This is a genomic window from Bacillus sp. cl96, assembly GCF_900100505.1.
GTDB lineage: Bacteria > Bacillota > Bacilli > Bacillales > Bacillaceae_G > Bacillus_A > Bacillus_A cereus.
The window spans coordinates 108,960-135,873 of sequence record NZ_FNDM01000010.1 but is presented as its reverse complement, the minus strand read 5'-3'; the positions used below and the strand labels follow the sequence as shown (position 1 = coordinate 135,873).

The following is a 26,914-nucleotide window of genomic DNA, read 5'->3' as shown; positions in this document are numbered from 1 at the left end:
TAGTCGACAATCAAGTGCTTTAAGTTCATATGTTTTTAAGTAGCATAAATTTGTAAGTTTTGTAGTAACGGTATGACACCTTTTATATGTCGCGACAATTACTACGTTAAACTTACGAGTTTGTACAAGTTCGTTAGTTTAGTATACATTCCGTGTGTTTATATTCATCACTCAGTAAAATATCATCTCGCCAAAGCTCGTACTTCTTTTTCTTTTCTATCATTGTACATAGTACTCCATGATGGTACAACCATCATGGAGTTTATTCTTCAAAATAGCCATTTCTTTTTCTACCCACTTCTCATATATGCTTATGCATGTTTACGTTAAACCACTATAAACTTTTATCATATATGGTATTGCACTCAATTTTTTGTATCTTCAAGATTTTTAAGATGCTTTTCTAAGTATTTTTTCCCTGAATTACTTTTAGGCATAAGACCAAGATGTTCATATTCCCAAATAATCATTCTCTCGTGGGAATTTTCATCTGAAAGGTCATCATAATTAAAGTCAATATTAAACTTTCCTGTATTATCAAAAATCATAGTGAAATTTGTCCAAGCTTCTTGATCATTATCAATAAACTCTTTCTTCATTCTCTTAATACAATCTAACAAACGATGCCACTTCTTAAAATATTCTTCTTCTGGGACATTAAAGAGTTCAACAATACTATGACTGTAAATAGGAGTACTATTCTCTTCAGGATAGTAATAAAAATATGACTCTTGAGCACCTTCCCCAACCTCACCATACAGGTAAACCTTAAACCACTTCTCTGGAATTGTATTAATTACAACCTCTGCTATTTCATTGTATAACTTGCTTAATTTTTCATCATTCATCTAGTTTTCCTCCTGGTACATTATCAAAATTCTTCAATCTCCATCTATCTTCATCACCAATTTTATATCTAATAACAAAACTGTCTGGACGTTTTGAATTCCCGCTATAATTCGGCGTTATTTTCACCCTAACTTTATCACCATCATTAAGAGCATTAGCCCATTCATTCTCTAGTTTTTTCCATTCTCCTCTGTTTAAGTTACTATTCATTGGAACTAAATTATCCATATTACCAGAGCCTTTAAATATAGTTGCAATTAAATGTCCGCCGTCATCATCATCCAAACGATCATTCCCACCTACCACTCTCTGAGCGTAGTTATTCCGCTTACCATCACCTAATTGAAGGCTACCCTCGCAACTTGCAACACACCCTTGACTATCTGTTGTATATGTATATCCTTCTTTACTTGTTCAACATTTGGCTTTAATATCTTTTTACGTTTTTCCCTAGCATATTGTTCTCCATAGTTTACTTTTACAGGCCCTTCACCCGTACCCTTAACCCCACCACTCTCCAAATTCGAGACCCTACTCTGAATACTCGCCTTTGAGGCATCATGGGCTTCTTGGAATTTTCCGCTATAGTTCGTTCCAGTTCTAACGACACTTCCATCTGGCAGTATTTCTACACTTTTAACGAATGGGGATACGGAGTCCGCACCTTTCGCTAATGTATTTTCAATTATATAATACCAGTAATTTGGGTTAGCCTTAATTCACAAAAATAATTTTTATAGATTTATAGCATGCCTACCTATTAAAAAAGCACTTATTGCCTTTCGTAGACAATCAAGTGCTTTAAATTCATCTGTTTTTAAGCAGCATAAATTTATAAGTATTTTAGTAAAAGTATGACACCTTATATGCATCGTGACAAGTACATTAAAACTTACGAGCTTGTACGAGTTCATTAGTTTCAGGTTCATTTTAAGTGGTATATATTCGTAGCCAAATAAAACCTCATCTCACCTAAGCTCGTACTTTGTTTTCTGTTCTTTCATTGCACTCCATGATGATACAACCATCATTAATCTGTACTTTTTAACAGCCCATTTTAAATAGCGACATCTTGATAACCTACTTCATCTACCCTTTCATTTATAAGACGAATTCCTAAACCATTTTCCTCATCCCATGAACAATCAAACGAGATCCCTACATCACGTCCATCACGAAGGAAATCATACGGAACAGAAATACCTACTAATGTTATATGTTCTATTAATTGATCAACTGTTTCAATTAATGGATAATCTTCATTAAATGCAACATCATAACCAAGCTCATGCCTTTTTTGTTTATAATAATTTAAAAGTGGTTGTAATATGTTATGTTGGATTTTCTCCCAATTATCCATTAATGAATTGTATGCCACATATTGACCTTCATCAAATTTACCATCATCTTCTCCTCCAATTAATAATGCTATCTCCGTGTCCTTTCCTAAAAACTTTATGGTTCTGTATCCTACCCATGTATACTGATAATAAAGTTCTCCAAAAACTTTATCATTTATTGTCATTTTATAATCTCCTTATTATTTATTTGCAAATCCTCCAGGTTCAAAAGCTCCTGCGTTTATTTCACCAACTCCACCAAGGTGTCCAAATTTGGCGTTTATTTCTGTTGGCACAAGTTGTATAGTAACTCCATCATTTAACTCATGCCATGTTAATTTATTTTTCACTCGGTATTTTTCTATATCTTTTGCCGTAATTCCACCAGCTTCCATTCCAAATTGGTTTGCCAATTCTGGTGAATTATTAAGCTGATCTGCTAACCTTTCATTTGCTTGCTTAAAATTATAATCTCTAGCAGTATTTCCTTTAGCCCCTTTTCCACCCAGCATATAATCGATTTCCAACTGTGCCTTTGCTACTGGTGAAAAATCAGGAACTCCATTTTTATACTCAATTCCATTAATACCAGCTTCATTTAAGATTTTCTGTAACGTAGGATCTGGTGGTGGTTTTAGGGTACATAAAGACTCACCTCTAACCCCTTCAAAAACGACATTTGAATTCGTTTCTGCGGGTGTTTGCTTGAATCTTGATTCATATGTACTGGCAAATTCCTCTTGCTTGTCTAGCATACTCTCTCAAATTTGGGAGCATCTCTTTATATACATTATCTTCCATGTGTATTTTTCTCAAATTCAACAAATCAAAAACAAGAGCATCACGCGACTCTAAAGAATAGTAGTATGCTTTAGAGTCATTAGTCATCTTTCGACCGTATGTCTCAGTCCTTCTATGTCTTCCACCTGTTTTCGGTTGTTCTACATTCATTGCCATACCGTCATTTTTAGCTTTTTTAGAATCCCATTCCAGTTTTCTTACTAAGAATTCTTTTGAAAGCACGTGATGGGGTATAATGTCATCACTAGGTGATCCTGCTTTAATTAGATCTTTATACGTTCCTATGTCCCCTTCATTTGGTAAAAGTTTTTTTGAATCTACATTTTTTACAGTATTACCCGTACCGTTAGAAACTTCATCGACTTTCCTTTCGAACTTGCTAATTAGATTTCCAAGCTTTTCCGTATCAACTTGGAGGGACCTCAATCCGAATAAATCAACCGTTTGACTAATCCTAACCTTAACAGGAATTGGAACATTCTGATATTCCTTTTTCCACCGTTAAGCCGTGCTCATTCCGTCATAAACAGGGAGCTTGTATTTAACTTCATAAATACCTAGAATATCCGAATGTGGCGTTTTTGTTACACCTTGATTAATATTCTTTATCGGATCACCGAAGTTGTCTAAAATGTACTATTCAAAGTTTTCAAGGTTGTGTCCACCTTTTATACCTATAGTCGGTTTTGCTTTAAAACCTTTTACTTCAATTAAATGCTTATCATAACCAGTCTTAAAATTCACTTTAATTTTCGGATTAACTTTAGGAACTTCACCCGTACCCTATGTTGTACTTTTAAATAATTCGGGGAAAAAGAAGAGGCTTTCTCTAGGTCGTTAGACCATAAAGAAAGCCCCGTTTAAATTAAAGAGATTAACCAACTATTAACTAATTCCAATCAATAAAATCCTATCATTAGTTTTCAGGAATATATAAATTATCCACAAATCCAGAGAAACTTTTAGAAATTAGTCGGATGTATTCCTCTCTTAACTCGTTATCTTCTTCAAAGTAATCCATATCACAATGATATACACTACCTCTATCTTTCCCATCAATTGATAAACAAATCAAACTCCCCGCGGGGTCAATTCCAATTGGAAGAAAATTACTTGGTACCACTTGCATCAAATTATAACTTCTTAATTTCTCTTCTAGATTTATTTCATTTTCTATTGATAGAGGAAAAAACATTGAAACAGACGATGTTATTACGCCTTTCTTAGTTGTATCATTAGTTTTAAATCTTCGTTGCTCAGTTTTCCCTCCATTTTTAGACAGCAAAAATTGTTTATAATCATCAGGTAACAATATACCATACTTATTTTCGAAATCTTCGATATCTTCAATGCCAATAGGGGTAAAAGTATATTCAAAATCTAAATTCCTCATACAATTAACCTTCTTTCCTGTTCATTTTTTTCTCAATCAGAGTATAATCTCTCAATCAATTCAGAAAAAGAGTCGCATATTAATTTAATTTTATCCTCATTCACTGATTCCTGATCATAGAAAACTACTGACGGAGAATCTTTAGTATCACAGTAATTAAAACAAATAAGTCCCCCAAATGGGTCTCTTGCAAATGGAATAATACCTTCCGGAAGTGAAGTTAATTCATAAACAACTTCTATATTTGCATCTTTGTTTGTAAAACTTAATAGACAATCAAAGACTGCTCCACCCTCATCATCATTAATATCATAAATATTAGGCTCAGGATAACCACCGTTATTTTTTTTTATGCATTCACGGTAGTCATCTGGAAATCTGACACCAAATGAATTCTCCACAGCAATAATTACTTGCTCATCTATCGCTCCATCCGTAAATAGCCAAGTTACTCGGCTCATTTTATCATCTCCAAAATAATTTTCTTCAATTTACCTGTTCTACCGTCATCTCCACCACCCCAAATTGCTCTACCACCTGTATGACCCGCAACCTGATGTTCATAGTAATCAACAAGTTGCATTTTACCAGTCTCTTGATGATGATGCCATGTGACTGATTTTGGCTTCTTACCTAATTTGAATAACTCAATATCTGTTTGGCTGAATTGTTTTGCTAAGTTTGGATCTTTCATTATATCGTCATATAATTTTTGTGAGAGATATTTAAACTGCACTGAGTCAGGCTCTAAATGATATGACTCTGATAAAGATGTTTCATATTTTGAATTAAAAATTGGGTAACCATCTTTATCATATTTAACTTTATAAGTTTCCCCATTTTTCTTAGATGTAAATGTATAAGTAGTAATTCCTGTAGAATCATCTACTACTTTTTCTTCAAAATCTCTTGGTTTATTAGGTTTTCTACTATAAGGAGGTAAATCTCTAGCTGCTTTTGTCATAGCTTCTTCATATTCTGCAGTTCTTTCATTAGTCGGTTTAATTTTTTTAGTTTGAGTACCTTCACCCGTCCCCTTAACCCCACCAATCTCCAAATTCGAGATCCTACTCTGAATACTCGCCTTTGAGGCATCATGGGCTTCTTGGAATTTCCCGCTATAGTTCGTTCCAGATCTAGCGACACTTCCATCTGGCAGTATTTCTACCCCTTTAACGAATGGGGTTACGGAGTCCACACCTTTTGCTACTAGACCTTTAATGAAATAGTCCGCATCATTAATCTTATCTACGGTTTTCCAGCCTTGTATTTTTAAATTTTTTAATAGATTATTTTCCTTAAGCGATTGTACCACATTTTTACCCAAATTTGGATTAAAACCAGGCATTCCTTCTTTGAATTTTAATAATTTGGCTAAATCAGCTAATTCACTCGTCCCTTTGAATGCTTTTACTCCTTTTCCTACCGCTCCAACAACTGGGATTGCATCTAATCCGCCAAAAATGATGTTTCCTACCCGCTCTTCTTGGCTCAATTTCCGGTGTGTTCCCCAGTCTTCTCCGTCGATACCACTTTTTATTTGTACAGCGCCGTATACTACTGCGGCAGCGGCCCCGAGTGGTGGACAAAGGATTGTTGTGATGATGATTCCTACGCCTATTCCTATGTCTCGCACCATTTCTAGTTTTTTCTTTTCATCTTCTATCGATTTGTATTCAAATCCTCGTGTGGATGGGACCACTTTCTTGTATTCTTCATAATTTAATTTTGCATCTGGATTTTGTTTTTTTAGTTCTTCGTACTCCGCTCTCAGTACGTTATCAAATGCAGGTGAATCTTTAAAAATATCTTCTACTGTTATTTTATCTTTCTTCTTCTGTATTGTTTGTGGTACACTTCCGTAGCCCGCATGCGCACCTGGTAATACTGTCGTTGTTGTAGAGCCAATTCGGTTATTTGTTTCAAAACTGAGAATAGATGTATCTCTCATTTTTTGAGCGAATTTATCCATTTCTACTAAAAAAGGTTTATCTATATGTTCAGACACCAATCGCCCTGCTTCTCCGCAATATTTTTGTAATGTCGTATAACTATCAAGTAATTCCCCGATTTTTTGCGATTGATCTTTAGGATTAAAATGTATACTACCATCCGAGTCTAAATCTCGTATTCTTCCATCAATTCTTTTTAATGATTCATTTGCTTCCCGTAATTTCATGAGTGCATCTTTTGTAATTCGATTCATACCATCCCCCATGTTTTGCCATGGTTCAGGTCTATATTTCACATCCATCTCGTTTTCATCCCCCCAGCCGTATGGTGATTTCTACAACTTACTTAATATTTCACGTAATTGTTCGTCCTTTTCAAGCATTTCTACACATACATTCCCTACAACTGTCGCTGACCTAGAATAGTGTTCAGCCAATTCTAGTGTTTTGTGTAATATATCAGGATATTTTTCAATTACTCTCATCGCTTCACCTTTTTGATAAAAATCACAGCTTAATAAACTCTCAATATTCGTTCCAATGACGTCTACATGGATTTTATATATATTTTCTAACTTCATTACTATATCTAGTAGTTCTTGAAAATTAACTAATACTTCTTCTCCACCACCAGAACCACTATCTCCCATTGATACTTGCATTATTGAATACCTCCTAACGAGAATTGTCTCGGGTCAATTAACTTTTTATATGGCATTTTTAACACGTCATACAATTTCTTATTAACCGCATAGAGGCTCACCCAGTCATATCGATTACGATCTACATCTATTTGAACGAAATCTTCTCCTTCAGTAAAATATAAGAAACATTCCCATTTTCCTCCTCTATTACTTCGAGGCCTCGTATACGTTTCTATCGCTATAACGTCTTTATTTGATAAATCTTTTTCCTCAAATGTTTGTTGTTCTGCCTCTGTCATTCTCTTTGAGAAAAATGTATCTTCTATTTCCCTCGGTTCTCTCAATAAGAAAGGGATGCGTGTTAATAAGGAAAAATATACGTCTGGCTTTGGTATGTAGTCGATCTCGTATTTTTTATTTGGCTCTATTTCCGTTAATACAGCCACTCGGTCTTTATCCTCTTTCAAAAAGCCAATTAATACATTATTCATTCTCGTGTATTCATGACAATTTTCATATTCCTTTAATAGTTCAATTATTTGAAAAGCTGCAGGGGTAATTCCATTTTCACTTGTAAGTAGGCCTTTTTCTTTTAAACTCGTAGTTGCTTTCGTGACACATTCTGCATCAAGTAAAATAATTGCGTCACGGTTTGGCAATCCAAATATATCGGTAACCCCAGCTGCACCTGCGAGAACATATAATTCAGCAGGTGCAAAACTCATTTCTTTCCCCATTCTTTTATCCCTCGTTTCTCCATCACAGTTGTTTTATCGCCCTTACTTCCGATTTATCTCCGTACGTTTGAATGCTTTTATCTAACTCTTTCAAAGCTTTCGTATGCCCTTCAAATGCCTCTACCATTTCTGAATTATATTGAATGATCAAATCAAGATAACTTAAAAAAGCATCTCGCGTTTTTCCATTCCATTTCGCACCTGTGACATATGCTTTTAAGTCTTTCGCTTGGTTTAAAGAATCCTTCATACCATTTTCAATGTTTTGTGCGTAAGAAATGGCACTTGCAGTGTTACTTCCTATAATTTCAACCTCTTTACCACTCATGTTGGTTCCCTCCATTCTTTGTATGCTTAATGGATAAAGTTTTCAAATTCCTTTTTCTTTTCTTCAAAAGCCTTGGTCGCTGCGGCGTATGCTGACGCTTTCTCTGATTCTGCTTTCGCTTTATATTCCAAATACTTTGCATAAGCTGTACTTTTTGCAGATCCAACATCGCTTAATGCACTTTTAAAATAGGATAATACTGTATTTAAGTCTTCATCCTTTTCATGACGTTTTTGTTCAAATTCAACTGCCGGAATTTTATTAGCTTCTAAGCCATTACTTTTACTCTCATACTCTCTCTTCGCTGATTCAGCCTCTTGAATGAATTGCTTTAACTCTCTTTCTTTATCTTTTAAATAATCATGTAAATCATCATACCGATCTCGTTTCCTCGCACTTTCTGTAAAACCAGACGCATTTAAAAAAGCATTGTATAATTCATCTAACATCTTTCTCCCCCTTTAGCGCAATAACTATGTAGTTAAATTCGTATATTTAAACATGAATATTCATTACATTAAGAATTAACAAATAATTATTTTTACATATTGCTATTTTATCAAAGGGATTTTAACATTTCCATATTTTATGAATGGCTTTCGCATTTTTCTTCAATAAAGTGAAACTTTAATCAATATGACTATGTATTTATGTGCAGAAATAATAAAAAACACTGCCAGGCGCAGTGTTTTTTATTACTACCTTCTATCCAATTCATTCATATTAAATTCTTGCTTGAGAGTAAGACCCATTCTTTCTTATTTCATCAACAACTATTTCTGGATAATCCCAATGAAGCGTACGAGTAGGCTCCCGGACTCGTTTTACTATTCCTTGGGCTGTTTTGTTTCTATATTCATTCCAATATTTTGGCTCAGTCGCGCTTAAAAGAACGATAGAAAAAGGATCTGATATGAATATCAGATCCTTAACTTTAATTTCTTAATACATACATCTTTTTACACGATAACTGATTCGTACGTGCTCAAATTATCATACTCAGTTTTTACAATACTAGGCGGAAGGTTAACACATCCTCAGATTCACCTTTTCCTGTAGCAGTGCATAATGTTTAATAAAATTAAAGCATATTTTTACTTACCAGACTTAATTTTTTCGTTATATTCTTCTAAAGTTAACCCTTTTTCTTTTAGATAAACAGCAACTTCTTTTCCTACATAACGATAGTGCCATGGCTCATACTTAATGCCAGTAATATTCTCTTTATCTTTTGGATAGCGGAGAGTAAATCCATATTCTGCAGCATTCTTATCTAACCATTTGAATGCATCGGTAGTTTCAAATTTTGCATTTAAATCTTCTACAGTATTCTGCCATTCAACTGAAATAATGTCTAACGCTAATCCAGTATGATGTTCACTTGCACCAGGATACTGAAGATATTCCAATGCCTTAGCACTAGCCTCTTTATCCGACAAGCCTTGAGATTTATAACTTTTAACTGAAGCATCATAATAAGTTTGTTGTAATTTTATAGCTCGATAACCTGATCTTAAATAAAGATTGATTCCCTCTTTTTTTGCAGCTGCTACCATATCCTGATAGGAAGTTGCAATTCTACTATCTATTTTCATATTTGGCTTCGCATTTTGGGTGATACTTGTTAATTCAATTCCTAGTTCCTTTGATAACATATGCTCTCTATTTACAAGGATAATTCTCCAATCATTAACATCAGAGATAGGTAAAACATCTTTTTTCTTCGCATGTATTTCATTTTTATTTTTATCGTTATTATTAGTAGTTGCCTGAGATGTTTGCTTTCCACTACAAGCAGCCAGACTCCATCCCATTGCTAATACCAATGCTAAAATTATAAATTTTTTAATTGTATCTCATTCCCTTTTTGTTTATTAATCTTTATACCAATTTCCCAACACGTCTCTAGGAATCTCCTTGAAATCCTTCAAAGAAACCGGGCCGACAAATTTTTTAATTCCATGTTTTTTAGAATTTTCATCCGAATAATCTTTTAAAAATTGAATTTTAAATTGTTTCTTACCATCAGCATAGTCGGTTACTGTCGGTACGATTGCCGCTTGTCGTATACCAAAAGTTTTATCTTCATACTTAACAAATTGTACATAAGATAATCCTCCAACCAATGTTTCTAGTTTTTCTTGCGCAGAAATAAGATTTCCAAGAGAATAATAGATTAGCGTTTCATGTCCATCTTTATTTTGTTTCCACTCAATTGGTTGAATTACATGTGGATGATTTCCAATTACTACATCTACACCTAAATCTGTTAAATATTGAGCAACTTCTTTTTGTTGCTTTGAAGGTGTTGAGGTATATTCTACTCCCCAATGCACCATAACAATCACCATATCAGAGCTACTCTTCGCCTTTTCCACATCATTTTGTATCGCTTTTTTATCAATTAAATTTAAAGCCCAAGACTTATCAGCTGGAATTTTAATTCCATTCGTACCATATGTATAATTGAGTAACGCAAAACGAATACCATTTTTTGTAATCGTTTTTATTTCATTACGCTCGTTTTGACTCTCATTAATACCTACCGGGATAACATCCGGATATTTCTTCCAGTATTCTCTTGTATTCGCAACACCTTTAATACCCATATCCATAGCGTGATTTGTCGCTTGCGTCACTATATTGAATCCAGTGTCCACTAAAGATTGGCCTACTTCTTCAGGTGTATTGAAAGTCGGATATCCTTGTACTTTTAAATTATTTCCGGCAATCGGAGTCTCCTGGTTCACGATAGCAAGATCACTTGATTTAACAGCTTTTTTGATATTTTCATAAATATAATTATAATCATATGAACCGTCTTTTTGTTTGCCATCTTTAATTACTGCGTCATGATATAAATTATCACCCGTTGCTATTAAATTCACAACCGATTGTACTTTTTTATCTTCAGTAAAATTAGGAGACTGTTGGATAGGACTTTTATCTACCCAATTTGGTGCTTTTAATGATGTATCTATATTGGATTCAGCCGGTGGTAATGAAGCTTTAGATGTCTTAACATCAGTATTACCACAAGCGGTTAAAAGCACTAAAAAAATAAGACATACTAAAAAAAACTTTTTACTTCTCTGTAAAGTATCTAACATGTGATCCTCTTTTCTGTTTTATTCCTTATAACTAGTTGTAACAAATCATTCTTTACAACAACGTATTTTGGTTTTACCCTTAATTATGGAAGGACACTCTGTTACACCTGCTTCGGAATATACTAATAATTATTTTCCGCTTTCTAGCAATCTATCGATTCCATCAGAAGTGATAGATTACTAGAAAAAGATGATCCATCAGGATGTCGACTAGTTTGATATACCTGTTCCAATTGCAGTAACTCGTTTAATATTTAAACAAGATAGGAGAATCGTTCATATAGCCTCTTCTCTCGCTTTATGTTTAAGGTGCCTCCCAAAAAGGGGATCGTTGCTGTACCCCTTTACATAGTGCGAAATTTTTGCAACTAATTTCTTTCATTCAAGCGACAAACATTATACCGATAACAATAAGTAAGACCCAAGAACTTATTTTACCAATATACGAAAAAAGTAGCAATCTTTTGCCCCATATAAAGAAGCCAATTAGGAGAAATGAACGAGAGATTCATTCTATTCAATTCCTTCATTGATTAATAAAAAAACAAGCCACCCAACTATTGGATGGCTCTATACTATAAAGAGAATTTGTTATTTGATTACTTCAATTTCCCTTCAAAAACAATCTTCCTACCGCACGGCTCAACTACTGTTTTGCCGTCTTTCTTTACTTCATGAAAGATTGGCTCTTCCATACGACGAGACGGAGCGTAGCCTTCTTGTTCCATACGTGCTAAGCAGTCTGTAATTGTTTCATTTTCAAGTACTTCAAATTTCTTTTTATTAGGTTGTTTTGTCATGCCCTAACCTACTTTCTATTTTTCTTGATGCGAATTGATTTTTCATGTAGACCATATATAACATTGCGAGAATTCCCATTATAATCATAACCGCAATAAAAAAGCTTGTATACTGTATTTTTTCTATAAATACGCCACCTAATACAGGTCCCATAATACTTCCTAAACTAAAAGCGATTCCGGATAATATATTACCTGCTGGCAATAAGTGTCTCGGTAATAAATCTGTCATAAATCCAAGTCCTAACGAGAAGCACGATCCAATGACCATACCCGCTAACAACATGCAGGCAAAGACGATCCAGTAATATTGATCAAATACGGCGGCAAGTAGAAAAATGCCCGTACTTATGCTAAACGTCCACGTTAATATACGGTCCCTTCCGTATTTGTCACTTAATATACCGAGCGGAATTTGTGTAATAATACCCCCAACTGCAAATGCTGGTAATAAGAAGGATACATCTGAAACAGACCACCCTTTACGAAGTGCGTATACTGGTAAGTTACTGTTTAGCATTGCTTCAAGTACGCCATATGCAAGTGGACCCAGCAGTGCAATCCATCCTAATCCAACAACTTGTTTATAACGAGAAAATGATGATTCACTCTTCACTTCTCTTTCATCTTGCGCTGGGAATGCATTTTTTGTTGGAAGTAGTAAAAGCCAACCTATTAAACAAAGTATAGTAGATATAATAAATGGTGTTGCAAGACCGTACTGCACAGTGCTTGCTAAATACGGACCAACGGCAAAACCAATTCCGAAGAATACACCGTATATCGATACTTGTCTCCCTATTTTACTTGGGTCTGATGTTGTCGTGATCCATGTTTGTGTTCCGACATGAAGCATATGATCTCCAACTCCAACTAGAAATCTAAGGATAAACCATACCCAAAATGAAAATGTTTGTGTAAAAAAGAATAATGAAATAATAACGAGAAACCCACCTATAACAATAATCGGCTTCATTCCAAACCTTTGCATCGGTTTTTCAAGAAACGGCGAAATAACTAATATCCCAATGTACAATGCCGTCGCATGAATACCATTAATACTTGAACTAACCCCTTCTTGTTCAAAAATCATTGCAATGGCCGGTAAGAGCATTCCTTGTGACAAACCCGAGAGTGCTACAATCCCAACCATAATCCAAAAAGTAAAACGCATTGACATCCTCTGTCCCTCTCCTTCTCACGCTTCCACTTTTCATTATAAACTGTTTCTTCAAATGCGTGTACGAATATTCGCAATAAAAAACAAGCTAAAAGAATGAACCTTTTAGCTTGTTATCTTATCCTTCCCAAACTTGCGCTTTCACATTGTAATGAAAGTGTTTAAAATATGGATTTTCATAAAATGAAGGTCCATATAAGTAATGTTGCATATGAGCTGTTAGTGGCTGCTGCATTTGTAAAGGAACTACAGCTGGTGAAACTTGCATATACATCGGATCTATCATTATTTTTGTATAGATATGATGATTATATGGCGAATAAGCGATTAAGGATGGTTTATGCATTGATAATCTCCCCTTATACATACAAATGTTATAGTATATGCAACACTTCTCATTTCGGGGATTATTTCTGTTCTAACCAATCCTCTACATGTTTTATAAATACATCTAAACAATCAATAAACGGCGAGTGTCCGCAATCTTCTAATACCTTCAACTCTGCATTTGGCAAATGTTTCGCTAATTCCTCACCGACTACTTGCGGTACGACATAATCTCTATCACCTTGTATGACGAGTGTTGACGCTTTAATACGATGAATTTGCTTACTTCCCTCTACAACCCCATTATGTTCATCTGAAATATTAAATGTAATGAGCGCATAATTCACATCTACGAAATTACGTTGCGTTAACATATCATCTAAATACTTTTCATAACGGTCCGGTTCAGGTTGATTATGTGTATATATTAATAGATTCCATACTGTACGGTAATATAGTTTGTTCATATTTTTTATCGCGTCTAATACTGGAGCGATTTGTACTGGATCTTGCGCAATTTCTTCTTTCGTCTTTACTAAACTTGATACAATCGGCTGCCCATTCGTATCTTTTTTAAAGATTGGGTATCCTTTCATTCCTACTGATTCTACTAAAATTAACTTTTCTACAAAAGTTGGGTGATTCGCTGTAAATTGCATCGCAACGCCACCACCCATTGACCAGCCCATTAATGAAAATTTCTCTAGCTTTAACTCGTCAATAAATAATTTTACATCGTCTGCAAAGTCTTGTAATGAATCTATGGACTGATTATACGTTGATTGTCCAAACCCTCTTAAATCAAGAGCGTAAATATGGTATTGATCTTGCAACTTTTCAATAACTAAATCCCAATGTTGTGACGATGTCATGTTCCCGTGAATGAGTACAAGAATATCTGTATTTCGCCTTCCAACTTCCTGATATGCAATCGTTTCTCCGTTCGATAGTGAAACAAACTCCATTGTTGCAGGCTTAATCATCACAAGTTCCCCCATTCTATTTAATAGAAAGAAAATTCTTTACTTAATTAAAGAATAGCACGTAGAATATACGTTCGCAACATAAAACCTATAAGAATTTTTTACATAAATCAACATGTCTATTACTAGACAATTATTATAAAAAAGTATATAGTTAGCTAGGTAACTAATTTGAAAGGATCAAAATACATGGACGAAAAACAACATTTTTTTCACATCGTCAGCCAGACTTCTCGAAAGTTTACGAAGAAATTTAATGAACGTGTATCTCCAACAGGGTTATTTAGTGCGCAATGGGCTGTTATTTTCCGCATTAATCAAACTGGTTCTTGTACGCAAACAGAATTGTGCCAGTATTTAAATGTTGAATCACCAACGATGACTCGTACGTTAACACGTATGGAAACGATGGGATGGATTATTCGTACAGAAGGTAAAGATCGCCGCGAGAAGCTCATTTCTTTATCCGAAACAGCGATAAAGATGATTCCAGTATGGCAAGAAGAAGTTGATACTTTCGAAGAAAAAACGCTAGAAGGTATTAATGAAGATGATTTACATCAAGCATTTCAAGTGTTACAACAAATTATTAAAAATTTAGATTAAATTGGAGGGATGACGATGCAAAGTGAGAAACTTTGGACGAAGGATTTCCTCGGAACTTGTTTTAGTAGTCTATTTCTCTTCTTAACATTTTACATGCTTATGACTACTCTGCCTGTCTATGTCATAGACGGCCTAAAAGGAAAACCTGAGGAAATTGGTTTAGTTGCAACTGTGTTTCTTATTTCTTCTGTTTTATGTAGACCATTCACAGGAAAATGGCTCGATGATTTAGGAAGAAAGAAAATATTATTTATTTCACTTTCATTATTTTTAGCCGCTACTGTTATGTATTTCGGTGCGCAAAGTTTATTCTTATTACTTGCCCTTCGCTTCTTGCACGGTATTGGGTTCGGGATGGCAACGACAGCTACTGGTACGATTGTAACTGATGTTGCGCCAGCTCATCGACGAGGCGAAGCGCTTGCATATTTCGGCGTATTTATGAGTCTGCCGATGGTAATTGGTCCTTTTTTAGGTTTAACAATTATTTCTCATTTTTCGTTTACTGTATTATTTATCGTTTGTTCCGTATTTTCATTACTTGCATTTTTATTAGGACTACTTGTAGATATTCCGCACGAAGCACCTGTTAGCAAACAAAAACGTGAAAAAATGAAATGGAAAGACTTAATCGAACCATCTTCTATTCCGATTGCACTTACAGGATTTGTTTTAGCCTTTTCTTATAGTGGTATTTTATCCTTTATTCCTATTTATGCGAAAGAACTCGGTTTAAGTGAAATTGCAAGTTACTTCTTTATTTTATACGCACTTGTTGTTGTCATTTCTCGTCCATTTACAGGAAAGATTTTTGATCGCTTCGGTGAAAATGTACTCGTTTACCCTGCTATCATTATTTTCACAATCGGAATGTTCATATTAAGCCAAGCACAAACTTCATTTTGGTTCCTTGGCGCAGGTATGCTAATCGGTTTAGGTTACGGGACATTAATTCCAAGTTTCCAAACGATTGCGATTTCTGCCGCTCCAAACCATAGACGTGGTTCTGCGACAGCTACGTATTTCTCATTCTTTGATAGTGGTATTGGTTTTGGTTCTTTCATTTTAGGTATTGTCGCAGCGAAATCCAGTTATCATAATATGTATTTTATCGCAGCTATTATCGTTGCGTTCACTTTACTTTTATATTATGGATTACACGGACGAAAACAAAAATTCAAGAAACAACCTACAGACGGAAAAATTTCCGCTTAACGTTAATAAGGAAAGTAAACTTCCCCGTTTACTTTCCTTATTTTGTATTTCTTTCAAGACGAGCGTATACTTATAGTAGAAATAAAAAGGAGGGCCATATATGAAACTAAAAAAATCTCCCCTACTCTTACTTATACTAACATTCATATTTGTAATTACAGGGCTTGGGTTTACTTACTTCAAACAAAATAAAACGACCCCATCAAAACATAATGTGACAAAAGAAAACTGGTTAAATGACCCTTACTTACGTTGGTCGTACACACACATGAAAGAATTCACTTTAGTTAATAACGTAAAAAACAATCCTGACCAAATTGCTCACTTCCCTTCCGCATTGCAAAACTTAGACGATTTTGCTGTGGAGCGTAGATTCGGAAATACAACTCCTCTAAAAAAACTTTTAGATGATAACAAAACAGATGCTTTTGTCGTTGTACATAATGGACAACTTGTTTACGAACGATATTTCAATGGGTATAAACAGAATGAACCTCATGGTATGGCGTCATTAGCAAAAGTCTTTACCGGGGCAATTATACAATCTCTCGCTGAAGAAAAACGTATTGACTTAGAAAAAACAGCTGACACTTACATAAAAGAATTAAAAAACACACCGTTCGGTAATGCCACACTTCAGCAATTAATGGACATGCAAGTGTCAGCAGAATACCCGACCCACGGATATGAGCAGCCTGGGCTAGAAAATCAAGATGCACAATTATATTTAGCTAGCAATATTTTACCCCGCGGCAAAAATTACGACGGTCCGATGAAAATTTATGATATGTTACGAGAAGCCGAAGAAACGGCACCGCCTGGTTCTGCCTTTTCTTACAATAACGGATCAACAGAAACGCTCGCTTGGATTATTAGAACTATTACTGGTAAATCACTGGCTGAAAATGTAAGCGAACGAATTTGGTCTCAAATTGGTATGAAAGAAAACGCGTATTACGTTACAGATGAAACAAAAGTAGAACAAGCTAGTGCTGGATTAAATGCAACTGCTAGAGATATGGCGAGATTCGGACAATTACTATTAAACAATGGGGAATATAACGGAAAACACATTCTCCCTTCTTCTATTACAGAAAGTGTAAAAAATGTCCAAGAAGGTGAACTTGCAATTGGCCCTGGAGCTTCCATTTCTTATCATAATCAATGGTGGATTCCGCACAATGAACAAGGTGCTTTTGAAGTGTTAGGTAGTTACGGACAAACACTTTACATCGATCCGAAAGCAAATATGGTAATCGTTCATTTCTCTTCTAACGCAACGCCAAGTAATGAAATACATTCGACTTACTCAAATATGTATATTGATATTGCACATCATTTAGAAAAGCTTCCACAGTAGTGGAAGCTTTTTCATTACAGTACATTATTTACACTACTATACCAATTATCTTTTCGTTATTAGAAAAGATTGAAAAAACAATTACCTAAAATACACCTATCGAAAATTTTATAAGCAGGTTACAATTTTAATTGAGCGTTTAACTAATACACCCACATCTTTTGGAGAATGTATTAAAACACTTCCCTTACAAAGATTGTCTGTTCATATTGGTCGAAAATTTCTTCTATAGATGAAAATAAAGTTTCTTCCGGGATGATGAACTTTATTTTTTGACCAGTTTGCAACAGTTGCTTTGAAGCCAGCTAGTAACCTTTCTCTATACTATCCCTATAAGTGCTACCCCATTTCCAACCGTTTTTCTTCTAGTATATTAAAAGCAGAATTTGATACGAGGCTCTATATCAATCTATCAATAAATTACCACTCTGTAAATATCTGAATTTTCTTTATATTGAAGGTTATCTCCTAAACAACCTCGAATAATTGTAATACATATACATAAGGAGGTTGATCTATTTTGTTTCGTTCCTTTACAAATGGTTGCGTCGCCTTAGTGCAACGCTTCTTGCCAGAACCGTTTATTTTATCATGTTTACTAACTGTTTTCGTTATCTTCTTTGGTATGTTTGCGACTCACCAAACACCTGTAGAAATGATTAATCACTGGGGTAATGGAATTTGGGGACTCCTCGCCTTTTCTATGCAAATGGCACTTGTACTCGTGACTGGATCTGCTTTAGCAAATGCTCCTCTTATTAAAAAAGGATTAACGAAAGCTGCCAGACTACCAAAAACAACTGGACAAGGCATTATTGCCATTTCAATTGTAAGTTTACTCGGTGCATACATAAACTGGGGCTTTGGAATTGTTGTATCTGTTTTATACGCAAAAGAAGTGGCAAGGCAGCTGGACGGATTAGATTATAGACTAGCAATCGCCTCTTCTTACTCTGGATTTCTCATTTGGCATGCCGGTCTTTCTGCCTCTATCCCTCTTACGTTAGCAACAGGCGGTGAAACGTTAATTAAAACGACTGCTGGAAGTATTAAAGAGGCGATTCCAATAACAGAAACGTTATTCTCACCATACGCTCTCGTTCCAGTTATTATTTTTCTCATTACGATGCCTCTCATTAATAAAGCGATGCACCCAGATGAAAAACATACGATTACAGTAGATCCTAGCGTGTTCCATGAAGAAGCTGCTGCTCAAGAAGTAGAAAAAAATACGTTCGCTGAAAAGATGGAAAATAGCATTATTATTACACTTTGCGTTGGATTGTTAGGTCTCATTTATATTTTCAATTACTTTTATACGAAAGGATTTAATCTTACTCTCGATATCGTGATTTTTATGTTATTAATTGCTGGACTTATTTTCCACCGCACTCCGATTCAGTATATTCGCGCTTTTTCAGACTCTACGAAAAGTGCCTCTGGCATTTTACTTCAATTTCCGTTTTACGCAGGAATTATGGGCATGATGATTGGAGCAAATAGTGAAGGACTTTCACTTGGAGGAGCTATTTCTAATTTCTTTATTAGCATTTCAAACGAATCAACTTTCCCGCTCTTTACTTTTTTAAGTGCTGGTATCGTTAATATTTTCGTTCCATCTGGTGGCGGTCAATGGGCTGTGCAAGCACCAATTATGATTCCAGCTGGCGCTGAACTTGGTGTACCTGCTGCAAAAACAGCAATGGCAATTGCATGGGGCGATGCTTGGACGAATTTAATTCAACCTTTCTGGGCATTACCAGCATTAGCGATAGCTGGTTTAGGTGCTCGTGACATTATGGGATTTTGTGTTGTGAACTTACTATATGCGGGTTTTATCATTAGTCTATGTTTCTTATTTATTTAAACAAAAAGCTAGTTTTATACTAGCTTTTTTACATAATAAATCACTTATTTCCCACGCAATTTATAATCTTCTCCCACTCTAACTCCGTAAGATGTAATGACTCAAATGCAAAAAAATCTTCGCAAATTTTTCCGATCAGGTGTGGATGTTCCCTCAAAAAATTCCACTGTAACGCTTTAGGAAGAAAATATGTTTCATATTCTTTACTTCCCCTTACTACCTGATCAACTTCTCTTTCACAAATTCCTCTTATTAAATAATCATTTCTTAACTCTATTTGAATTTGCTGAAATGTTTCGCTGCACTTTTTCAATTGAAGTAAACACGTAACATACTTCCGAAAAAGTTCGCCATCATACTGAACACAGTTTATAATACGATCGACTTCATTCATAATGCACGAGCCTTTTCTTCTATTTGTAATAACCATTTCTCACGCTTTGATACTTTACTCGTTTTCACAGATTGAAACACTGACCGTTTTATATCGCGAATGCCACAAAAACGTAAAATACCTCTCTTCATCATAATCCAATCTGCTGATCGATATAACAATGCGACGTACCATAGAGGCGAGTCTAACGTATTAATAACCCATGCTTTTTTCCCTTGCAATAATCCTTTCGGCAGAGCCCCTTCATATTTATAAGCAAATCCAGCTACGAAAATACGATCGATAAATCCTTTTAAAATTGCTGGCATCCCCCACCACCATATTGGATAGATGAATAGAAGTGTATCTGCTTCTTCTACTAACGTTCTATACCGAGCTGTTTCCTCTTCATTTACTAAATCGCGTCTTTTCTTCTCTTCATTAAATACGAGGACTGGATCAAATTGTTCTTTGTATAAATCAAGTACGGTAACTGAATGATTTGTTTCCTGTAGTCCTTTTTGCACATGATTGAAAATCGCCGCGTTAAAACTTGAAGGATTAGGATGAGCATATATAATTAGTACGTTCACTACAAAACAACTCCCTCTATACGTTAAAGTTTCTCCTTCTTTAATAACTTCTCTACAATTTGTACGTTTTTCGAACTTTGCAACAATCGATTTAATAATATAAGTAACTCTTCTTTTTCTAAATCTTTCAGTTTCTCTTTAACTGCACTCTCACCAGCACCTTGCATATCATAAACAACTGCCGCCATATGTTTACAATAATTTTCATAGGGACACTCACAGTTACTTTCTGAAAAATCTTCGAGATCGATAACTACTTCATAATTCCCTGCATTTCCAGTAACGAAAGCAAACACTTTTTTATCTTGTATTTCAACATCTTCTACATGCCCATCTTCATAATATTCATATCCCTTATCTACAATGTACTTTGGGATCCATTTCGTTATATCTTTTAATAAGTAAGCGTACATAATTGTACCCCTTCCTTTAATTCCCTTTTGACTTCAAAAATCCTGCATGTTATTCTAATTACTGTTAAGTAGCAAGTCTACGTGACAAAACGACTGACACCTATTCGGCGAAGGTGTCTCTTTTCATTTGCAGCCGATATGAATTGCCTCTTTCAGGCACATTCAATTTTTGACACTACACACTCAACACCATTCCCTGTATCAGGCTGCTTTAGCAGTCTTTTACTCTACATACTCCGTTATTTTAAGAAAAAAAGAGAGCTTAGCTCCCTTTTCTCGCCTTATACAATACCCCTTTTTCAGCATAGAGATATTCATCAGCTAATGTAATTTTCCCATCCAGTTTTAGTTCGTCTAATAATCTTGATAAATAAAATTGATGCAACATCTTTTTCGTGAATTTTCCTTCATGATGCGAAACGATATGTTCTTGAATATCTAACAATGATATCGGCTTATCTTGCTCTATCATATATTCATAAACTGTACTACGCAGTTTTACGTATTTTTCGAGTGTCACAGTAATGCGCAACCCCTTTCTTCTTAATATAAATTTTCGTAATCGGTTTTTTTGCAATAAAAAAACCTCTCCGATAAGAAGAAGTTACGTATATATCTTCGTCTTATCTCCCAGAACAAATATGTTCTGCTGGAATTAGCACCTGCATCGCGGTTGCTGGGTTTCATCGGGCCAGTCCCTCCACCTCTCTGGATAAGAAAATATTCACTTAATTCTTACTATACGTAATTCCACTTTAATTGTCAAACAAATATAATAAATATAACAAATTATATTTTCTTCCTTACTGTTCATACTACCCATATACGAACATGCAAGGAGGATTATGAAATGCATCAAAATGCTCGCGGATATGTACAAGATTCTTTTCAATCATTACAAGAAGCTAAAAATTGTTTAGAAGAAGCGCTCGAAACAGTTGAAAAAGATTTTAATCGCGCTCGTATTGAACAATCACTTTATGCTGTTGAACAAGCTATTCAACGTTGCGAGTACACCGTTCACATTTTAGAAAAAGATTAAAAACTTCCCATCAATTGATGGGAAGTTTTTTCAAATGGCATACTTCATAATTATTGCCGTTATGATTAAAAAATATACAGAATTAGCAATTTCTAAAATTCCTACTTTTTTAATAGAAATTTTTTTGCCATACAACACAATTGCTCGAATGACACTTGGTATAAAAATAAGAGAACACCACGGATTAATCACAAATATGATTATCGTTAATACGATATGATATCCCCAAGATATAAGACGATACTTCGGGTTATTTTTTTCACGAATCATCGTTTTCACATAGAACGTACTACCTAAAAAGTATAAAAATGAAATAAGCGCAATGAATAATGCTGTATGATCGATTTGCTTCATTGAAAAGGAATAACTAATTAACCCACCGATACAAAACACAATAATCGCACAAATATCATTTAATAGTGCTCTTTCATTTTTTTGACGAGCGTAATACATATTCACTATAAATAATGGAATCATTACTATTACGAATAAAAGAATTCGCCACTCATATAATAAAGAAATCATCCCAAATAGGAACGCAATAAGAAAATAAATAATGGCAACTTGTAAAAACTCTTTTTTTCGTCTTTGCTTTATGTACGTAAGAAATGGGTACGTAGCTAAATAGATAAAGAACCACGCTAAAAACAATGGAATATGATAAATAGTAGGTTTCCCAAGTATGACACTTAATAAAAAAGGAATAACAAGCATGGCCCATGCACCATGTTGCTTCGGAATAACTAACTTCATTAACTATACACCTCCCTTTTGAAAAAAGTTCTCACCTACAATTATACAAATAATTTTATATAATAGCGGATGCATATTGAATCGATTTTTTGACAAAAAAATGCTCCTTACATTATGTAAGAAGCATGAAAGAGGCAAACGAATATGTAAGTCGCGACCCTACCTTATATGAGTATGCTTTTCTATGTCACGTTATGCTCATCTAATATACCGTATTTCTTTTTAAATCTTGTAAGAATCGTAATCCATGAAGTACTAAATAGTAATAAGAAAATAACATTCGAAATCGCATGGCTCAAATCAAAGTAAAAACTTGCGATATAATACGAAATGACAGTTTCCCATGTTGCTTCTCGTATAAAACCGAGAAGGCCCCAGAAATTCATAATCCAGCCAAATAAAAAGCCAACAATTACTCCGTAAAGAAGTCTCCCCCATAGCTTTTTCATAAAAAATGTATTACGAAGTAAACCTGCTATAAAACCAATCATGCCCCACGAAAACATTTGCCACGGTGTCCATGGACCTTGTCCTAAAAAAATATTAGATACGATTGCTGCTGTAGCACCAATCATAAAACCAGTTTCACTTCCAAATACAATTGCAGAAACGATAATGACAAAAGAAGTTGGTTGTACACTTGGTAAAATAGAAAATGGCACCCGGCTTACTGCTGCAATTGCCGCTAATACAGCAACGAGAACAATTTCACGTGAAACAAACGCCTTTCTTTCAAAACGGATATAGAAAGGTAACATAATAACCGCTAATAGAAACAAACTACTTAACATGTAATAACCATCCATAACAAGTGTCGTAAAGAGTAATGTGCCGATTATTACTGCAAAGATACATATTATGAATGCAACATATTGTTTGGACAAGCTTCGTACACATCCTCCCACGTTAATGCATATGGCAATTCTTTTCGAATGAATCGATTAATAGATGTTGTATAAAAGAAGTTGCCGCTAAAAAATTCTTTCGGTGCATCATTCATAATGACTGTTCCATCAAATAACATCATACATTGATCCACGTATTTCGCTGCAAACTCAATATCATGCGTTGCCATTACAATTGTTGTACCTTCTTTTTGCAGCTTCCTAAATAGTTCTCCTACTCTTTCTTTCTTCCATGGATCCAATCCCTTTGTCGGTTCATCAAGTAATAATAACGTTGGCTTTGATAATAACGTTGTACATAACGCAAGTAATTGTTGCTCTCCTCCGCTACAATCATGCGGATGGCGTTCTTTAAGCGAGTACAACCAAAACTGTTTTAGCGTATCTTCTGCTATTTCTTTTCCTTGTTCTCCATATAATTCACGCGCACGTTCATAAACCTCGTCCCATACTGTATCAAATGTAAAATGGTAATACGGATGCTGCGATACATACCCAATACTTTTAAACCGTTCTTTCGAATCGATTTTATGTACCACTTTTCCGTTCCACTTTACTTTTCCTCTTCTCGCTTTTTGTAATCCTGCTAAAATCGTTAACAGTGTAGACTTACCTGTACCGTTCTTCCCAACGAGCGCTACCCATTTTCCTTTTTCAATTGGAACTGATAAATCACGTAAAATAAGCGGACTATTTTTTTCATATTGGAAGGAAATATGCTCTGCGCTTAAAATTACCTCTTGCTTTTCACTTTGTGCTATTGGGTCATTTACATATGATATCGCTGCAAAATCATTCATTTTCATTTGCGCCTCTCGCACTGTAAACGGAATATCTCTCACATTCCACTCTAAAAATAGCCTTGGAATTTGCGGAATAAATGGACGGAATGTTTCTACTCCCCACATATCCGTAATAACAATTTTAGGACTACCATCATACATAATACGGCCATTATCCATACAAACAACGCGTGTTGCAAGCGGGATAACTTCATCTAAACGATGTTCACTTAAAATAATCGTAATTCCAAGTTCTTCATTAATCCGTTTTAATAATCCTAAAAACTCTTTTGCAGCGATTGGATCTAACTGCGCTGTCGGTTCATCTAATAATAGCAATTTCGGCTGCATAACTAATACCGCAGCTAAATTGACAAGCTGCTTCTGCCCACCAGATAACGTATGAACAGATTGATGCAATAAATCTTGAAATCCTAAAAAGCTAATAAGCTCTGCTATTCTTTTTTGAATAATATGTGATGGTAATCCGATATTTTCTAAAGAAAATGCTAATTCTTGAATCACTGTATCCATAACAATCTGGTTTTCTGGGTTTTGAAATACCATCCCAATTTCTTGGGCAGATAACAAATCAGCTACTTCCTCTATTAAAACACCCTCATAAAATATCTCTCCAGAACGCGTACCAATTGGAAGTAACTCCTTTTTAAAATGTTTTAATAACGTCGTCTTCCCAGATCCCGATCCTCCAGCAAGTGCAATAAACTCACCTTTTTGAACAGAAAGAGAAATATGCTGTAACGCGTATTCGTTTTCATCAGCATATACAAATGATAAATTGTTTATTTCTGCATGCGCCACCATATCCATTCTCTCCCTTCCATCATAATTGGTAAACTAATAAACAGTGTAAATAATACAAACATCATTCCATCATATTGCTGGAATAAAATAGATTCGACTTTCGGATAAATAATCAATTTCCCTCCGCCATAATTACTACATACAATAGCAGCTATAAATAAAATGATTAAATAACTGAGCGTATACCAATCACGCCTTTCCATTCTATAGCGAATATACGTCGTACGCTTCGTTACACCAAATCCACGAGCTTGCATAGAATCTGCCGTTTGCAGTGCATCTTCTAATGAACAAATTAATAATACTTGCAGCAATTGCATACCATTTTTGACGCGTTCAATTATCGAACCTGAATCTACCTGCACACCTTTCGTTTTTTGGACGAGTGTGATTTTCTTTAATCGTCTTATAAACAAAGGAACAAATCTCACTGTAATCATCGTTAACAATGCAACTTTCGGTGAAATTCTTGAAAACAAATATAAAAATTTATGACTGGAAATAATATCATTGTATGACGCAAACGTAAACATAACTGCAACTAGTAATAACCCCATTACTATTCCAAACATAATCGCCTCAAGCTTAATACGGCTATCACCTAACCAAAATAACGTAGTTCGACCTCTATGCGTTAATAACGAATTAAATAAAATTACCATAAAAAAGAAAACAATTGTGCTCGGTAGCATCTTTCTTATCTTTTCGCTATTTCCTTGCATCACATTTAACATAATAATTAATACTATTGCTCCAATTAAAAAAAGAGGATGAAGACACATCGTACATAGTATCATCACCCCGATATAATAGAAAAAATTCACAAAAGGATGTAAAGAAGAAAAACTTATTTTCATAGCCCTTTACCGAATGCCTTTCTTATTGTAATACGTATACCCACTCAATTGTATCTCCTGGTTTTACCGTAGCTACACCAGCACTATGGTTTGGAAAAGCACCGTTCACACGATATTTCCATCCACTAGTATCCGCAATATCTTTTTCATATAAATCATTAATACCTTTTACATAAATACTATCTCTAGATCCGCTTGCATCAACATCTAATCCTGTACGTTGTAATACTTTATACACAGTGTCGCCATCTTGTACATCCATCTTTTTCGCACCCATTATATATCCGTTATTTCCTTTTACCGAGATTGTTACTTGTTTTGCTTGCGGTTTCGGTACTGGTACTGGATCTGGTTTTGGTGGTTCAGGTTTTGGTACTGCCGGAGTCGGTATCGTTTTCTCCGCTTTATTCGGATCTTCTTTTTGCTCCTGCTTCGGTGTTTCTTTCGGCTGATTCACAACCTTTGCTTCTTCTTTTACTTCTGGTGCTTTCGGTTGTTGTTTCTCTTCTTGTGCTTGTTGCTGTTCTGGTTGCTTATTTACACCCGGCTGTTCTTTCGGTTGTTCCTGTTGTTCCTGTTGTTTCTCTTCTTTCTTTACCTCTGGTTGTGCCTGCGGCTTTTCCTCTTTCGGCTTCTCTTCTACTTTTTGTTCTTGTTTCTCTTTCTGCTCTTCTTGCTGCTTTTGCTCTGATTCAGCTTGCTTTTCTTCTGTTTTTTCTTCCGGCTTCGCTTCATCTTTTTGTACTTCTTGTTTCGCTACCTCTTCTTGCTTCGGTTCTACCTTCTTCTCAGGCTTTACAGCTGCCTCTTCACATCCGGCAAGTAGCCCGAGCGAAAGCAGTAAAGAAATGAACCATTTCACCTTACTCATCCTATCTC

At 35.1% G+C, this 26,914-nt stretch carries 32 protein-coding genes, 1 pseudogene and 1 riboswitch; of the genes and pseudogenes, 5 read left to right on the top strand and 28 right to left on the bottom strand.

Annotated features, from left to right (window positions below; genetic code table 11):
- Positions 1 to 365: 365 nt before the first annotated feature.
- The 19 genes and pseudogenes from BLT20_RS20975 to BLT20_RS20885 all read right to left on the bottom strand — a co-directional run bounded on the left by BLT20_RS20975 (position 366) and on the right by BLT20_RS20885 (position 14,444).
- Positions 366 to 848 (bottom strand): antitoxin YezG family protein, encoded by a 483-nt coding sequence (locus BLT20_RS20975; protein WP_000997353.1) that lies wholly within the window; start codon positions 846 to 848, stop codon positions 366 to 368.
- Positions 841 to 1,538, bottom strand: a pseudogene (locus tag BLT20_RS20970) (DNA/RNA non-specific endonuclease). Before BLT20_RS20970 ends, BLT20_RS20975 begins: the two are co-directional and overlap by 8 nt.
- Before the next feature lie 45 nt (positions 1,539 to 1,583).
- A complete protein-coding gene (locus BLT20_RS31115; RefSeq protein WP_229175213.1) occupies positions 1,584 to 1,772 on the bottom strand; it encodes a hypothetical protein in 189 nt (62 codons plus the stop codon).
- A gap of 134 nt (positions 1,773 to 1,906) precedes the next feature.
- Positions 1,907 to 2,374, bottom strand: coding sequence for a DUF6985 domain-containing protein (locus tag BLT20_RS20960; protein WP_000154328.1), 468 nt, complete (start codon positions 2,372 to 2,374; stop codon positions 1,907 to 1,909).
- Between the two features lie 15 nt (positions 2,375 to 2,389).
- The gene (locus tag BLT20_RS20955; protein ID WP_013142052.1) at positions 2,390 to 2,944 is read right to left on the bottom strand and encodes an HNH endonuclease; all 555 of its coding nucleotides are present in this window, start codon (positions 2,942 to 2,944) and stop codon (positions 2,390 to 2,392) included.
- The gene (locus BLT20_RS20950; protein WP_001257233.1) at positions 2,907 to 3,416 is read right to left on the bottom strand and encodes a hypothetical protein; all 510 of its coding nucleotides are present in this window, start codon (positions 3,414 to 3,416) and stop codon (positions 2,907 to 2,909) included. Before BLT20_RS20950 ends, BLT20_RS20955 begins: the two co-directional genes overlap by 38 nt.
- A 490-nt stretch (positions 3,417 to 3,906) precedes the next feature.
- Complete coding sequence (locus BLT20_RS20945; RefSeq protein ID WP_001245028.1) at positions 3,907 to 4,383, bottom strand: SMI1/KNR4 family protein; 477 nt, start codon at positions 4,381 to 4,383, stop codon at positions 3,907 to 3,909.
- A gap of 32 nt (positions 4,384 to 4,415) precedes the next feature.
- A complete protein-coding gene (locus BLT20_RS20940; RefSeq protein WP_000092332.1) occupies positions 4,416 to 4,844 on the bottom strand; it encodes an SMI1/KNR4 family protein in 429 nt (142 codons plus the stop codon).
- Positions 4,841 to 6,637 carry an HNH endonuclease gene (locus BLT20_RS20935; RefSeq protein WP_000382744.1) on the bottom strand — a complete coding sequence of 599 codons (1,797 nt, stop codon included), beginning with the start codon at positions 6,635 to 6,637 and terminating at the stop codon, positions 4,841 to 4,843. The genes BLT20_RS20940 and BLT20_RS20935 overlap by 4 nt, the downstream gene beginning before the upstream one ends.
- A gap of 33 nt (positions 6,638 to 6,670) precedes the next feature.
- Positions 6,671 to 6,997: a hypothetical protein gene (locus BLT20_RS20930; RefSeq protein ID WP_001198201.1), complete on the bottom strand. Its 327-nt coding sequence runs from the start codon at positions 6,995 to 6,997 to the stop codon at positions 6,671 to 6,673.
- A complete protein-coding gene (locus BLT20_RS20925; RefSeq protein ID WP_000514121.1) occupies positions 6,997 to 7,716 on the bottom strand; it encodes a DUF5081 family protein in 720 nt (239 codons plus the stop codon). The genes BLT20_RS20930 and BLT20_RS20925 overlap by 1 nt, the downstream gene beginning before the upstream one ends.
- A 22-nt stretch (positions 7,717 to 7,738) precedes the next feature.
- Positions 7,739 to 8,044 carry a WXG100 family type VII secretion target gene (locus tag BLT20_RS20920; protein ID WP_000014535.1) on the bottom strand — a complete coding sequence of 102 codons (306 nt, stop codon included), beginning with the start codon at positions 8,042 to 8,044 and terminating at the stop codon, positions 7,739 to 7,741.
- 26 nt (positions 8,045 to 8,070) lie between these two features.
- A complete protein-coding gene (locus BLT20_RS20915) occupies positions 8,071 to 8,493 on the bottom strand; it encodes a hypothetical protein (protein WP_000883466.1) in 423 nt (140 codons plus the stop codon).
- Positions 8,494 to 9,138: 645 nt separating this feature from the next.
- Entirely contained in the window at positions 9,139 to 9,870 is a 732-nt protein-coding gene (locus BLT20_RS20910) for a M15 family metallopeptidase (protein ID WP_000241986.1), read from the bottom strand.
- Positions 9,871 to 9,918: 48 nt separating this feature from the next.
- A complete protein-coding gene (locus BLT20_RS20905; protein ID WP_000887602.1) occupies positions 9,919 to 11,154 on the bottom strand; it encodes a CapA family protein in 1,236 nt (411 codons plus the stop codon).
- 599 nt (positions 11,155 to 11,753) lie between these two features.
- Positions 11,754 to 11,954: an NETI motif-containing protein gene (locus tag BLT20_RS20900; protein ID WP_000166303.1), complete on the bottom strand. Its 201-nt coding sequence runs from the start codon at positions 11,952 to 11,954 to the stop codon at positions 11,754 to 11,756.
- Positions 11,938 to 13,134, bottom strand: coding sequence for an MFS transporter (locus BLT20_RS20895; RefSeq protein ID WP_000062808.1), 1,197 nt, complete (start codon positions 13,132 to 13,134; stop codon positions 11,938 to 11,940). The genes BLT20_RS20900 and BLT20_RS20895 overlap by 17 nt, the downstream gene beginning before the upstream one ends.
- Positions 13,135 to 13,252: 118 nt before the next feature.
- Positions 13,253 to 13,480, bottom strand: coding sequence for a hypothetical protein (locus tag BLT20_RS20890; RefSeq protein ID WP_000549500.1), 228 nt, complete (start codon positions 13,478 to 13,480; stop codon positions 13,253 to 13,255).
- Between the two features lie 61 nt (positions 13,481 to 13,541).
- Positions 13,542 to 14,444 (bottom strand): intracellular short-chain-length polyhydroxyalkanoate depolymerase, encoded by a 903-nt coding sequence (locus BLT20_RS20885; RefSeq protein WP_000594879.1) that lies wholly within the window; start codon positions 14,442 to 14,444, stop codon positions 13,542 to 13,544.
- Positions 14,445 to 14,633: 189 nt separating this feature from the next.
- Here BLT20_RS20885 and BLT20_RS20880 point away from each other — a divergent pair, with 189 nt between their 5' ends.
- The 4 genes from BLT20_RS20880 to BLT20_RS20865 all read left to right on the top strand — a co-directional run bounded on the left by BLT20_RS20880 (position 14,634) and on the right by BLT20_RS20865 (position 19,492).
- Complete coding sequence (locus BLT20_RS20880) at positions 14,634 to 15,050, top strand: MarR family winged helix-turn-helix transcriptional regulator (protein WP_000343680.1); 417 nt, start codon at positions 14,634 to 14,636, stop codon at positions 15,048 to 15,050.
- A 15-nt stretch (positions 15,051 to 15,065) separates the two neighbouring features.
- A complete protein-coding gene (locus BLT20_RS20875; protein ID WP_001190318.1) occupies positions 15,066 to 16,265 on the top strand; it encodes an MFS transporter in 1,200 nt (399 codons plus the stop codon).
- 100 nt (positions 16,266 to 16,365) lie between these two features.
- Positions 16,366 to 17,625 carry a serine hydrolase domain-containing protein gene (locus BLT20_RS20870; RefSeq protein WP_000768747.1) on the top strand — a complete coding sequence of 420 codons (1,260 nt, stop codon included), beginning with the start codon at positions 16,366 to 16,368 and terminating at the stop codon, positions 17,623 to 17,625.
- A gap of 520 nt (positions 17,626 to 18,145) precedes the next feature.
- Positions 18,146 to 19,492 (top strand): short-chain fatty acid transporter, encoded by a 1,347-nt coding sequence (locus BLT20_RS20865; protein WP_000490029.1) that lies wholly within the window; start codon positions 18,146 to 18,148, stop codon positions 19,490 to 19,492.
- Between the two features lie 40 nt (positions 19,493 to 19,532).
- Here BLT20_RS20865 and BLT20_RS20860 read toward each other — a convergent pair whose 3' ends face one another.
- The 4 genes from BLT20_RS20860 to BLT20_RS20845 all read right to left on the bottom strand — a co-directional run bounded on the left by BLT20_RS20860 (position 19,533) and on the right by BLT20_RS20845 (position 21,391).
- Complete coding sequence (locus BLT20_RS20860; protein WP_001006477.1) at positions 19,533 to 19,886, bottom strand: hypothetical protein; 354 nt, start codon at positions 19,884 to 19,886, stop codon at positions 19,533 to 19,535.
- Positions 19,883 to 20,458, bottom strand: a complete 576-nt coding sequence (locus BLT20_RS20855) for an NAD(P)H-dependent oxidoreductase (RefSeq protein ID WP_001101572.1) — start codon at positions 20,456 to 20,458, stop codon at positions 19,883 to 19,885. Before BLT20_RS20855 ends, BLT20_RS20860 begins: the two co-directional genes overlap by 4 nt.
- Positions 20,459 to 20,481: 23 nt before the next feature.
- Positions 20,482 to 20,871, bottom strand: a complete 390-nt coding sequence (locus BLT20_RS20850; RefSeq protein WP_000271526.1) for an SWIM zinc finger family protein — start codon at positions 20,869 to 20,871, stop codon at positions 20,482 to 20,484.
- A 262-nt stretch (positions 20,872 to 21,133) separates the two neighbouring features.
- Entirely contained in the window at positions 21,134 to 21,391 is a 258-nt protein-coding gene (locus BLT20_RS20845) for a hypothetical protein (RefSeq protein WP_000171476.1), read from the bottom strand.
- A 100-nt stretch (positions 21,392 to 21,491) separates the two neighbouring features.
- Positions 21,492 to 21,590: riboswitch (SAM riboswitch) on the bottom strand.
- A gap of 131 nt (positions 21,591 to 21,721) precedes the next feature.
- Between BLT20_RS20845 and BLT20_RS20840 the strand changes: the two genes are divergently transcribed.
- The gene (locus BLT20_RS20840; protein WP_000554032.1) at positions 21,722 to 21,913 is read left to right on the top strand and encodes a hypothetical protein; all 192 of its coding nucleotides are present in this window, start codon (positions 21,722 to 21,724) and stop codon (positions 21,911 to 21,913) included.
- A 30-nt stretch (positions 21,914 to 21,943) separates the two neighbouring features.
- On the opposite strand, the gene BLT20_RS20835 is transcribed toward BLT20_RS20840, so the two are convergent.
- From BLT20_RS20835 to BLT20_RS20815, 5 genes are all read right to left on the bottom strand, one after another.
- Positions 21,944 to 22,666: a YwiC-like family protein gene (locus BLT20_RS20835; RefSeq protein ID WP_000779987.1), complete on the bottom strand. Its 723-nt coding sequence runs from the start codon at positions 22,664 to 22,666 to the stop codon at positions 21,944 to 21,946.
- A 182-nt stretch (positions 22,667 to 22,848) separates the two neighbouring features.
- Complete coding sequence (locus BLT20_RS20830; protein ID WP_000043896.1) at positions 22,849 to 23,550, bottom strand: ECF transporter S component; 702 nt, start codon at positions 23,548 to 23,550, stop codon at positions 22,849 to 22,851.
- Complete coding sequence (locus tag BLT20_RS20825; protein WP_033684534.1) at positions 23,523 to 25,184, bottom strand: ABC transporter ATP-binding protein; 1,662 nt, start codon at positions 25,182 to 25,184, stop codon at positions 23,523 to 23,525. The genes BLT20_RS20830 and BLT20_RS20825 overlap by 28 nt, the downstream gene beginning before the upstream one ends.
- Complete coding sequence (locus BLT20_RS20820; protein ID WP_002178524.1) at positions 25,157 to 26,035, bottom strand: energy-coupling factor transporter transmembrane component T; 879 nt, start codon at positions 26,033 to 26,035, stop codon at positions 25,157 to 25,159. The genes BLT20_RS20825 and BLT20_RS20820 overlap by 28 nt, the downstream gene beginning before the upstream one ends.
- Before the next feature lie 22 nt (positions 26,036 to 26,057).
- Positions 26,058 to 26,906 carry a DUF4430 domain-containing protein gene (locus BLT20_RS20815; protein WP_000048901.1) on the bottom strand — a complete coding sequence of 283 codons (849 nt, stop codon included), beginning with the start codon at positions 26,904 to 26,906 and terminating at the stop codon, positions 26,058 to 26,060.
- Positions 26,907 to 26,914: the final 8 nt, after the last annotated feature.